The organism is Stenotrophomonas sp. JAG2 (assembly GCF_041080745.1).
GTDB lineage: Bacteria > Pseudomonadota > Gammaproteobacteria > Xanthomonadales > Xanthomonadaceae > Stenotrophomonas > Stenotrophomonas maltophilia_AA.
In genome coordinates this window covers 43,348-54,131 of the sequence record NZ_JBEUMH010000012.1, presented here as the reverse complement: position 1 = coordinate 54,131, position 10,784 = coordinate 43,348, and the positions used below count along the sequence as shown (strand labels likewise).

General features: G+C 62.8%; 11 protein-coding genes and 1 pseudogene. 7 read left to right on the top strand and 5 right to left on the bottom strand.

All coding sequences use genetic code 11. The features are described 5' to 3' along the window. Positions 1-35: 35 nt before the first annotated feature. The 6 genes and pseudogenes from AB9O74_RS15260 to AB9O74_RS15235 form a co-directional block, all read left to right on the top strand. Entirely contained in the window at positions 36-1,172 is a 1,137-nt protein-coding gene (locus AB9O74_RS15260; RefSeq protein ID WP_369349812.1) for a type IV secretion system protein, read from the top strand. A gap of 14 nt (positions 1,173-1,186) precedes the next feature. Beyond that, positions 1,187-1,714, top strand: coding sequence for a DUF4189 domain-containing protein (locus AB9O74_RS15255; protein ID WP_369349811.1), 528 nt, complete (start codon positions 1,187-1,189; stop codon positions 1,712-1,714). Between the two features lie 108 nt (positions 1,715-1,822). Then, the gene (locus AB9O74_RS15250) at positions 1,823-2,662 is read left to right on the top strand and encodes a type IV secretion system protein (RefSeq protein ID WP_369349810.1); all 840 of its coding nucleotides are present in this window, start codon (positions 1,823-1,825) and stop codon (positions 2,660-2,662) included. Beyond that, positions 2,562-3,248, top strand: a complete 687-nt coding sequence (locus tag AB9O74_RS15245) for a DUF4189 domain-containing protein (RefSeq protein WP_369349809.1) — start codon at positions 2,562-2,564, stop codon at positions 3,246-3,248. Before AB9O74_RS15250 ends, AB9O74_RS15245 begins: the two co-directional genes overlap by 101 nt. A 454-nt stretch (positions 3,249-3,702) precedes the next feature. Further along, positions 3,703-4,242 carry a DUF4189 domain-containing protein gene (locus AB9O74_RS15240; RefSeq protein WP_369349808.1) on the top strand — a complete coding sequence of 180 codons (540 nt, stop codon included), beginning with the start codon at positions 3,703-3,705 and terminating at the stop codon, positions 4,240-4,242. A 68-nt stretch (positions 4,243-4,310) separates the two neighbouring features. Continuing rightward, positions 4,311-4,678, top strand: a pseudogene (locus AB9O74_RS15235) (type VI secretion protein); the annotation flags it as partial. Positions 4,679-4,778: 100 nt separating this feature from the next. Here the strand turns inward: AB9O74_RS15235 and AB9O74_RS15230 are convergent. The 3 genes from AB9O74_RS15230 to AB9O74_RS15220 form a co-directional block, all read right to left on the bottom strand. Continuing rightward, positions 4,779-6,098, bottom strand: a complete 1,320-nt coding sequence (locus AB9O74_RS15230; protein WP_369349807.1) for an XVIPCD domain-containing protein — start codon at positions 6,096-6,098, stop codon at positions 4,779-4,781. Next, on the bottom strand, positions 6,095-6,715 hold the full coding sequence (locus AB9O74_RS15225; RefSeq protein WP_369349806.1) for a hypothetical protein: 621 nt from the start codon (positions 6,713-6,715) through the stop codon (positions 6,095-6,097). The genes AB9O74_RS15230 and AB9O74_RS15225 overlap by 4 nt, the downstream gene beginning before the upstream one ends. A 460-nt stretch (positions 6,716-7,175) precedes the next feature. Further along, positions 7,176-7,403 (bottom strand): hypothetical protein, encoded by a 228-nt coding sequence (locus AB9O74_RS15220; RefSeq protein ID WP_369349805.1) that lies wholly within the window; start codon positions 7,401-7,403, stop codon positions 7,176-7,178. Positions 7,404-7,707: 304 nt separating this feature from the next. Here AB9O74_RS15220 and AB9O74_RS15215 point away from each other — a divergent pair, with 304 nt between their 5' ends. Continuing rightward, positions 7,708-8,619, top strand: coding sequence for a GAF domain-containing protein (locus tag AB9O74_RS15215; protein ID WP_369349804.1), 912 nt, complete (start codon positions 7,708-7,710; stop codon positions 8,617-8,619). Between the two features lie 43 nt (positions 8,620-8,662). Here the strand turns inward: AB9O74_RS15215 and AB9O74_RS15210 are convergent, their stop codons facing one another. Next, positions 8,663-8,893, bottom strand: a complete 231-nt coding sequence (locus AB9O74_RS15210; protein WP_369349803.1) for a DUF1653 domain-containing protein — start codon at positions 8,891-8,893, stop codon at positions 8,663-8,665. Positions 8,894-8,962: 69 nt separating this feature from the next. Next, positions 8,963-10,747, bottom strand: coding sequence for a putative bifunctional diguanylate cyclase/phosphodiesterase (locus AB9O74_RS15205; RefSeq protein WP_369349802.1), 1,785 nt, complete (start codon positions 10,745-10,747; stop codon positions 8,963-8,965). Between the last annotated feature and the right edge of the window lie 37 nt (positions 10,748-10,784).

Below are 10,784 nucleotides of genomic sequence, written 5' to 3'. Positions count from 1 at the left end.
CCTCTTAATTATCAGGTGATGTTATGAGTCTAGGGATGGTGGACGGCATGTTCGGGCAAGGGGCGCTGCATTTCCTGCAGAACCTGCACGTGCAATCGTCGATTGGCGACTTCGTGTTCTTCCGGTTGATCCTCGATTACCTGCACAAGGAAATCGCGGAGTTCGGCGTGGAGCTGCTCGGGAGGATGATGAAGTGGGTCGGTGCCATCGCCTTGACGCTGATGACGCTCTGGGTGCTCGTACAGGGCTTCCGCATCGTCACCGGTCGCAGCCGCGACTCGTTGATGGCGCTGGTCACCGACATGGCCAAGGCGGCGCTGATCGTGTCGGTGGCCACTACCATGGCCATGTTCGGCAGCGACCTGCATTCCTTCCTCAACAAGGATGTCAAGAACGAGATCACCTACGTCATTACCGGCGAGAAGGAATCGCCGGAAGACATGATCGACAAGAATCTGGGCTACATGCAGCTGGCGTTGTCGTCCATCGATGCACTGGATGCAATGGGGGATGTCACCCTGGACAGCGCCAAGACCCGCGCGATGTGGTTTGTGGGCCTGGGCACCGGTGGGCCGGCGGTCACGGCCGGCTCGATGCTGTTGTTGTACGAGGTGGCGCTGGCGCTGTTCATCGGCCTTGGCCCTCTGTTCATCCTGTGTCTGCTATTTGATCAGACCAAGCAGCTGTTCCAGAAATGGCTCCTATACGGGATAGGCACGATGTTCTCGATGGCGGTGCTGGCAGCGATGACAACCATTGCGATGGAGATGGTGGCCAAGGTAGCGGGCGCCTTCTGGGGCAGTGCGTTGCTGGGCAAGCTGTTGGGAGAGAACTTCACTGAAGGCATGTCGAGCATCGCGATGCAGCAGGGCGGCATGGGGTTGATCCTGACCACGCTGATCCTGACCGCCCCGCCGATGGCGGCGATGTTCTTCCAGGGCACGCTGGGCAGCTTCATGGCGTATTCGCAGATTGGTGGCTCGGGCGTTGGAGCACAGCCGGGCCCGCAGGGGCAGCCGCCGGGTGCGGCGGGGTCTTATACGCCACCGAGGCCGGCCTCTGAGAACCAAGTGAGTCACGCAAACGAGACGCTTGTTACGCCTCGGGTAAATGCAGGTCAGCCAACAGCGGATCTGCGCGGTCAGCGCGGCAATGCGAACGCTAACGACTAGATAGAGAGATATCGATGAAGTTCTGTCTCCAAAGTACAGCAATGATCGTCCTCTTATTGCTTGGAAATACGGCGCTCGCCGAGGGCAACTGTCCTCCAGGATATTTCCCCATCGGGGGCCAGGGTGTTCAAGGTTGTGCGCCCATTGGCGGTTCATCGGGTCAGGGTTCGGCCGGTCTGCCGCCACCTCCACCGAGTCCCACCGGGGAGTGGATCAAAACCTGGGGAGCACTGGCTAAATCCCGCGATTCAGACCTTGTGGGCGCTTCAAATGGCGAAAAAACAAAAGCTCTCGCTGAACAGGTAGCAGTGGAGCGATGTTCAGCGGAGGGGGCGTCCGATTGCAGGGTTAATTTCACATATATGAACCAATGTATGGCTTACGCCATCCCGGTTTCAGGCAGGGGCATGGCAATGCTCTCCAAGGGTCCTTCTCGGAAGGATGCACATGCGGAGGCGCTGAAATATTGCAGGGACGACAGTGGAGCAAAGTGCGATATCACCTATTCTGCTTGCTCAGAGCCGATTTTTAGAAAGTTCTGATGCCAAGATCTACCGGCGCGAGGTCATAGCTGCGCTTTAGGTAACGTCCTCGATGGGGCTGGTTACCAACGTGGTCGCGCGGCGCTGATCGTGTCGGTGGCCACTACCATGGCCATGTTCGGCAGCGACCTGCATTCCTTCCTCAACAAGGATGTCAAGAACGAGATCACCTACGTCATTACCGGCGAGAAGGAATCGCCGGAAGACATGATCGACAAGAATCTGGGCTACATGCAGCTGGCGTTGTCGTCCATCGATGCACTGGATGCAATGGGGGATGTCACCCTGGACAGCGCCAAGACCCGCGCGATGTGGTTTGTGGGCCTGGGCACCGGTGGGCCGGCGGTCACGGCCGGCTCGATGCTGTTGTTGTACGAGGTGGCGCTGGCGCTGTTCATCGGCCTTGGCCCTCTGTTCATCCTGTGTCTGCTATTTGATCAGACCAAGCAGCTGTTCCAGAAATGGCTCCTATACGGGATAGGCACGATGTTCTCGATGGCGGTGCTGGCAGCGATGACAACCATTGCGATGGAGATGGTGGCCAAGGTAGCGGGCGCCTTCTGGGGCAGTGCGTTGCTGGGCAAGCTGTTGGGAGAGAACTTCACTGAAGGCATGTCGAGCATCGCGATGCAGCAGGGCGGCATGGGGTTGATCCTGACCACGCTGATCCTGACCGCCCCGCCGATGGCGGCGATGTTCTTCCAGGGCACGCTGGGCAGCTTCATGGCGTATTCGCAGATTGGTGGCTCGGGCGTTGGAGCACAGCCGGGCCCGCAGGGGCAGCCGCCGGGTGCGGCGGGGTCTTATACGCCGCCGCAGACCACAAATTCTAGTAGGGCAGAGTCTGATGCTCCGGCTGCAACGGGGCAGGCGAGTATGCCTACGAACATTGGTTCTGCTGATAGCAGTCCCGTTACCGGAAAGATGGGCAACGCAAACCGAGATTGAGTTACAGCCCCTGAAAGGGTCTGATCGGTTCATGAGGAATAGACGGATGAAAAAGTGGATCCTGCTTGTCCTTCTAGGGCTTCAGTCAGGAGCGGTTTTGGCTGAGGGAAACTGCCCTCCAGGTTTCTACCCTATCGGCGGGAAGGGCGTCCAAGGTTGTGCGCCGATTCCTCAATCTGGTGCAGGTAGCCAGCAGACTGCACCTGCAGCTCCAGTGCCAACCGGTGAATGGGAGACGCGCTGGGGGGCCATTGCCGAAGACAGCGGGAGTATGACCACCGGCGTTTCTACATCGCGGAAGTCGAAGGAGGAGGCTGTTTCGGCTGCCGTGGGGCAATGCACCAAGATGGGTGGGAAGTCATGCAAGCTTAGAATCGCCTATTTCAATCAGTGCGTCGCCATCGCAGACCCAAAGATGGACAGTGCCATCAAAAGAAGTGTGGGGCGATCTTCGGCCAATTCCGCAGCCACAGAGAAGATCGCAAAACAGGATGCTCTGAAGCGATGCTCAGAGTTTGAGGGAGGGCAGAGTTGCGATATCGTCTACTCGGCTTGTAGCCTCTCCGAGTTCCGACCGTACCGCTAACGATAGATCGACCTGTTGATTGGACTAGCGCTTGGAGATTCATACGGTTGCATCGTGCAACTACTGATGCCACCAGCAGCTAGGTGGCACGAACTCCTGGCATGGGTCTGATCCTGACACGCTGATCCTGACCGCCCCGCCGATGGCGGCGATGTTCTTCCAGGGCACGCTGGGCAGCTTCATGGCGTATTCGCAGATTGGTGGCTCGGGCGTTGGAGCACAGCCGGGCCCGCAGGGGCAGCCGCCGGGTGCGGCGGGGTCTTATACTCCGCCAGCGCCACAGAATACCAATAGTCGTGAAGTAGAGTCCTTTGCGGCACCTCGGAAGTCTGGTGGCAACTCGCAAGTTTCATCCCAAGGGTCGGGCTCTCGCGGCCTGGGTGCATCTGAATGATCGGATGGCTGAATAGTGAAGACCGATTTTTCTAACAGTTGCGTTTCAGGAGGTTGGAACATGTACCGCATTCTTTCTGCAATGTTCTTGCTGGCCCTATCAATGGTATTGCCAGCGAACCTCCGAGCGGAAGGTGCGTGCCCACCGGGCTTCTATCCGATTGGGGGGCAGGGTGTGCAGGGCTGTGCGCCTATTCCCGGCTCATCTTCTTCTAGTCAAGGCTCTGCCAGCATTCCAACTCCCCCCAGTCCAACCGGACGCTGGCATGATGCCTGGGGGGCAGTTGCAGGTTCAGATTCGACATCATGGGTTGGGTCGGCGACTGATCAAGCCTCGAAGACGCGGGCGGAGAAGATTGCGCTTGAAAAATGTGCGGAAGAAGGTGCAACGGATTGTTCGGTTTTGATGTCTTACTACAATCAATGTTTTGTTTGGGTGGTTCCGCGCACAAAGGCTAGAGGAGCTCGAAGTGGGATGGGGACCGGCCAGACGTTGAAGATTGCGACTCAAGCTGCAAACAGGAAATGCGCTGATCCAGCTGGCGGCGCATGCGAGGTCTTCTATTCAGATTGCGCCGAACCGACATTCGAGAAGTTCTGAGCTGTAGGGTCGGCGATGCAGGTGAAGTAATAGCTGCGTTTGCGCAATCGGCAAAAGCGGAAGCATCGATGATGCTATCGATCAAGAACATGGCCCGCATCACGCCGCGCTGATCGTGTCGGTGGCCACTACCATGGCCATGTTCGGCAGCGACCTGCATTCCTTCCTCAACAAGGATGTCAAGAACGAGATCACCTACGTCATTACCGGCGAGAAGGAATCGCCGGAAGACATGATCGACAAGAATCTGGGCTACATGCAGCTGGCGTTGTCGTCCATCGATGCACTGGATGCAATGGGGGATGTCACCCTGGACAGCGCCAAGACCCGCGCGATGTGGTTTGTGGGCCTGGGCACCGGTGGGCCGGCGGTCACGGCCGGCTCGATGTTGTTGTTGTACGAGGTGGCGCTGGCGCTGTTCATCGGCCTTGGCCCTCCCGCAGGGGCAGCCGCCGGGTGCGACGGGCATTACACCCTGACGATTTCACATCTTCCCGTCATGGCGATGGATGTTGCGGTCATGCCGTGCCTTAGCCTCACCCCATCATGGTGCGGCTGCTGCTCTGGACCTGTTCCTGGTTGCGCTCCTGTTGCTGGCGCTGGCTGCTGGCCTGTTCTTCCACCTTGCGGCTGCTCTGTTCCAGGGGCGTGTTCATGGCCAGCATGGTGTCGACGGTAACGCGCAGGTGGGCCGGGTCGTTCTGGTTGCCCTGCACGGCGAAGGTGCTGGCCGCGTCGTTGCTCATCACCACCGTGTCGATGCGCTTGCCGCCTGCGGCGTGCATCTGCGCAGCGAGGCTGCCGGCGAGCTGGTCGCTGGACTGATCCGGAGTGCGGCCCACGCGGGTGTCCTGTGCGTAGACGCCACGCTGTGCGTCGTTGAACAGGGGATTGCCCGGATGGCCGGCATCGTCCATGCGCAGGCTGGTGTGGCTGCTCTGGTGTTTCTCGGCCTCGCGCCGGGCCGGTTCACCGGCCGGCAGCGGGCCGCGCAGGGTGTCGATCAGGTCTACCGCGCCACCGACCGTACCGCGCGAGATCACGGTGGTCGCGGCGCGGCGTTCTCCGATGTCGTCGCGATATTCGTCGATCATTCGGGCATTGGTGTTGGCCAGGGTCTTGGCCTGCTCCGAGCCCAGTACCGAGCCGCTGTCGAGAAAGTTGCCCAGCTTGTGCGAGCCCAGCGATGCGGCGGCGGCGATCACGGGGCGATCGGGAATCAGGGCGTTGTACCTGCTGTTGCTGAAGCCGGAGGCCTCCAGGGTCTTGATTTCCTGGGGGCTGGCGTAGATGCGGACCTGGCCGTAATGCGGCGATGCGGCGCTGACGGGATCGGCGGCCATGACGTGGTTGACCATGCTGTTGCCACCTTCGGGAATCCGGTAGTTCAAGCTGGCCGCGCCGAAGGCATTGAAGGTTTCGCCTTTGAGATCGAAGTGGTGCGCACTGATCTGGGCCAGGGTGCCGCCCAGCGAGTGGCCGGTGACGGTTACTTCCGGGGCGTGCCCAACGTCTTTGCCCAGTTTGATCGCATATTCCATGGCCCTCTCGGTCAGTGCGATCGCGTCCTTGGCCTGCAGATTGGTGCGCCCGGTGACCATCGTGCCATCGGTGAGCACGGCATCGAGCAGGATCTGCTCGGTGCCGCGGTGCGATACCACGATCTCATTGGTGTCTACACGCTGGTAGACCGTGCCCTGATAGCCGTTGCGGGTGTTGTTGACATGTTCAAGCACCACGTACCGGTGGCCGTTGAGCGTGACCGGCTCTTCCTCGCCAGGTGCGCGACGTCCTACCGCTCGATCCTTGTACGCGTCATCGGAGATCGCCGCGTAATCCTGGCTGGGAATAGTCATTGTTTGGCCTCTTTGGCGGACAACGAGATCGAGAACAACGCGTCACGCAGTTCCGGCACGAATACGGTGGGATCTTCATTGCCCCTGGCCGGATAGTCTTCGATCGAGGTGATGCCCGATGGACCTTCCACGGGCGAGGCGCGCGGATAGTCCCTGGCCGGGTAGTGACGGGTCAGCGTATCGCCCGCAGTGAACCGGTCGGCGTCGATGAAGGTGAGGAAGCGGGTTTCCTCATGCGCGCCGGTGGCCTTGAGCAGGGCACCCGTACCGCTGAATTTCCACTGGCATACGCCGCGCCCGTAGTAGTCCTCGTCCAGCATCCGGTCGAGGTAAACGGTTCCGTGGTACTCATCGTCGGCGACGCGCTTGAGGGCGAGCGGCTCCTGGCTGGTGATGCGCCCGGCGGTGCCGGTTTCCGGGTTGATGCGACCGCACTCTGCTTCGTTGGTGACGTCGTACTGCGCGACGCCTTCGATGCGTTCGAACGGGCCCGGGGCGTTGTGCAGTTTGAGGACCACGTCATAGGCCTGGCGCGGCTGTGGATTGAGCTTGGCGAGACCGCGTCCGCCGTTTTCGACATCGGCCTCAGCGGCGGCGGTGGAAAGGTCTTGGCTCATGGTGTTCTCCGTACGGCTGCAGGCGGTGATCAGAAGGGTGACAAGGCAGATCTTGAGGACACGGTGCAAGGCCGGTCTCCGTTTGACAGGGGGGAATTCAGGTGGGGCGGTGCGGGGATGCCGCACAGAGCAGGCGGCAACGCGCAGGGAGCCGTTGTGCCAGCGTCGGGGGAATCCGTCTGTTCGGCGATGCCCGCGTACAGGGGGGCGGTTCGCATGGCGACATGCGACGCCGCCGCCGGGGCCGTGCGGATGATCAGGCCGGGCGTGTCGGGAGTCTGCAGGGAGCAGGGGGACATCAAGTCTCCGTTCCATGGTGACGAGGCCCGAGTATAGGGGGGGAGCGAGGGTGTATTTGTTCAAAATGCGCGAAATGCGTCGAGAATTTGACGGCCTTGTTCGCAAGGCCGGCATCACCCCGCACGGCAGCCCATCAACGCCAGCAGCAGACGGCGGACCCTTACGGATACGGCCCGACCCTGAACGGCTGGGGTTCGGGGGACGCCGGCGGCAGGCGATCGCCGTGGACGCGGCTGAGAATCTCGTTGGTCCGCCGTTGTTCGGCCACGATCTGCTTGAGCAGACCCTTGATCCCGAAGATGGCAAAGGGGACGAAAATCCACAGCAGTCCGAGCAGCGCCCAGAGGATCCCGACCAACACTGAAAAACCCTGACCCGTTGATCCCATGAAGTACGTTCCTTGTTCTTGGCAGAGGGTGCATCCTGGCCCGTCGCATCAGCGAATCGATCACGGCGAGCGGCGTCCGAATGATAGCCGCTGCCGCTGTGGGCGCTTTCCGGCGGGCGGAAGCAGCGTCCGCTCACGGCCAGTCTCGCTCATTCGTGCGACAATTTCGCTTCAAAGCCACCACCTGTCGATGGCTGCGCCAAGCCGAATAGGGGTTGTGATGTCTACCAGTACGGGCTTTCCAGCGCTCATCGGCTTTGATCTGCCCGGTCTCCCGGTCGGATCGGCGCCTTCGCGGGCGATCGTGACCGCATTTCTCGATGAAACGCCGCCCAGCGACTGGATGCGCATCCTGCACCGCCAGGCGTGGCCCTCCCTCCGTGTGGACCATGGCGTGGAGCAGATCCGCCTGGTCGGGCAGGGCATCCATTTCGTGGGCATCATCAAGGACGCGCGCGCGTTGTCGGCGGCCGTGCGCGGCCTCTTCAACGAGGTCAACGCCAAGGCTCTGGACCGCCGCCTGGCGGCCATGGAGAACCCGCAGGAGGACGGCGGTCCGGGTTCCGCGCCGGTGGTGGAACCGACGGTCTCGACGGATCCACGCCTGGACGATATCGCGGCGCTGCTGGCGATGCCGGCCGTGCCGGGCATCCTGGAGCTGGCCAGTGCGATGACCGGCATGCGCTTCGTCGCGGTGGCGCGGGTGACCGCGGATCGCTGGACTGCCTGTGCCGTGCATGATCGCCTGGATTTCGGCCTGCGGCCGGGCGACGACCTCGTGCTGGAAACCACCATCTGCGATGAGATCCGCGAGCATCGCCATCTGGTCCAGTTCGACCAGGCCAGCACCCACCCGGTGTTCTCCCGCCATCCCACGCCTGCGCTGTACGGATTCGAGAGTTACATCTCGGTGCCGATGTTCCGCCGCGACGGTGGCTTCCGCGGCACCCTGTGCGCGCTGGACCCGCAACCATCCAAGCTCGACGCAGCCACGGTGAAAGCGTTCGAAGTCCTGGCGGGCGTCATCGGCGCGCATCTGGAGGTGCCGGAGGCTGCCGTGGACGCTGGGCAGGACGTGGTCAGCGTGAGCGAGGCGCTGTCGCTGCTGTCGGGCCAGGTCGATGCCCTGGAGGCGGCGAGGCTGCCGGAGCCGTTCCGCGCGGTGACCGCACGCCTGCGTGCACTGGTCGACGCGCGACAGACTGCGGCGAGCTGATCCGCCGCAGCCGCGATGGGCGCCGCTGTCGCCGCTCAGCCGCTCATTCGACACGCGCAAAGCGCGCCCGCCACTGGCCCTCCACCTCCACCTGCGCGACGAACATCTCGAACGGGCGGACCCACAGTCCAATGTCCGCGTCCAGCGGCCGGTACAGCACCATCGGTGCCAGCGTTTCGCTGTGGCGCACGACGCCGATCACCTCGTAGTTGCCGCCCTTGAAGTGGCGGTAGTGGCCGGGCGGCAGGGTGGGCAACGGGGCGAGATCGGACATGGTCGGCAGTGACTGGGGCGGGCCGGGCATTATCGCCCGTGCTGCAGACTGCGTGGCGGCGTCGCAGCGTCAGCCCGCATCCGGCAGCGGACCGGCGCGGCAGGCACTGACCAGCTGCAGCACCGCGTCGGGATGCATCGGGCGGGCGAGGTGATAGCCCTGCGCTTCATCGCAGCCCCACAGACGCAGCAGGGACAGTTCGGCCTCGTTCTCCACGCCTTCGGCGACCGTGCGGTACCCCAGCTGCCGGGACAGCTTGATGATGGCCTCGACCTTCAGCCGCGCGGTACGCGAACGCGCCAGTCCGGTGACCAGCGTCTGGTCGATCTTGATATGGCTGATCGGCACCTCGCTGAGGTAGCCGAAGTTGCTGTAGCCGCTGCCGAAATCATCGATGGCGATGCGCACGCCGGCGGCGGCCATTGCCCGCAGCTGGGGCAGCGCCGCGGGATGGTGGTTGAGCCACTGCCCCTCGGTGATTTCGATCTCGACCAGGCCGGGCGGCAGCCCATGCGCGTCCAAACGTTCGGACAGCACGCTCCACACACACTGGTCGTCGAAGTCGCGCGGCGAGAGATTGAGCGACAGGCTGAACCCCGGCACGCTCTGCTGCCATTGCGCGGCTTGGGCCAGGGCGTGATCGATGACCCAGCGGCTGATTGCGGGCATCAGCGCGGTCCGCTCCAGGACCGGAATGAATTCGCCCGGACTGACCGGACCGAGCATCGGGTGGGTCCAGCGCAGCAGGGCTTCGGCCGAGACCGGCAGCCCGTCGATCAGATTGAATCGAGGCTGGTAGACCAGGCTGAACTGGTGCTGGGCCAGGCCGCGCCCGGCGTCCGAGGCCAATCGGTAGCGACGGCGCAGTGCATCGTCGCGTTCCTGCGAGTACCAGCACAGGCAGGCGTCGGTCTGCAGGGCGTGATGCATGGCGACCAGACACTTGCGGATCAGATCGGCCGTCTGTTCCGGAACGGCGCGGAAGTCGCAGACCCCGGCGTGGAACTGCGGGGACATCGGAATGCTGCCGGCCATCAGCGGCCGGCGCATGCGCACGCGCAGGCGATCAAGCAGGGCCTCGGTCTGGTCATGCGATTGCTCCGGCAGCAGGAAAGCAAACCGGGTCACGCCTACGTGATACACCTGCGCGATATCGCGCAGCACGTCCTGCACGCGCAGCGCCGCCTGGCGGAGCAGGGTTTCCACCGGCTTCATGCCCAGCGCCTGGCCGGCATCGTTGGCGCTCTGCAGATCGAACACATCCAGCAGCACCGCCGTGAACGCGCGCGCCTCGCCGCCACGGGACAGGGCGTTGAGGTCGGCCTGGAACTGCTGCCGGTTGGGCAGGCCGCTGACCTGCTCGCGGCGGCCCAGCGACATCTTCAGTTCCATCTGCGCGATCACCACGCGTGACAGCGTCTGCAGCTGCAGCTGCTCTTCCGCGGACAGCCGGCGCGGCTCGCGGCCCATGATGCACAGCGTGCCGAGCGTGATCCCGGCCTTGGTGATCAGTGGGGCGCCCGCGTAGAAACGCAGTTGTTCGGGGCCGGTCACCAGCGCGTTGTCGGCAAAGCGCGGGTCCAGGCGCAGGTCGGCCACCTGGACCACGTCGGGGCCACCCAACGCCAGCGCGCAGATCGAGGAATGCCGTTCGTGGCGGGTCAGCGCCAGACCGACGCGCGAGATGATGTGCTGGTGGACGGCATCGAAGATGGACACCAGCGCGATCGGAACGCCGAAGGTAAAAGCCACCAGTTCGGTGATCGGGTCCAGCGCCGTCCCCAACGCAGGGTCCATCACGTTGAGTGCTTCGATCAACGCGATCCGATCCAGATCCTCAGCTCTGTCCTGCATGTACCGCACCCTCTCCCGACTTCACCCTCACTATCCG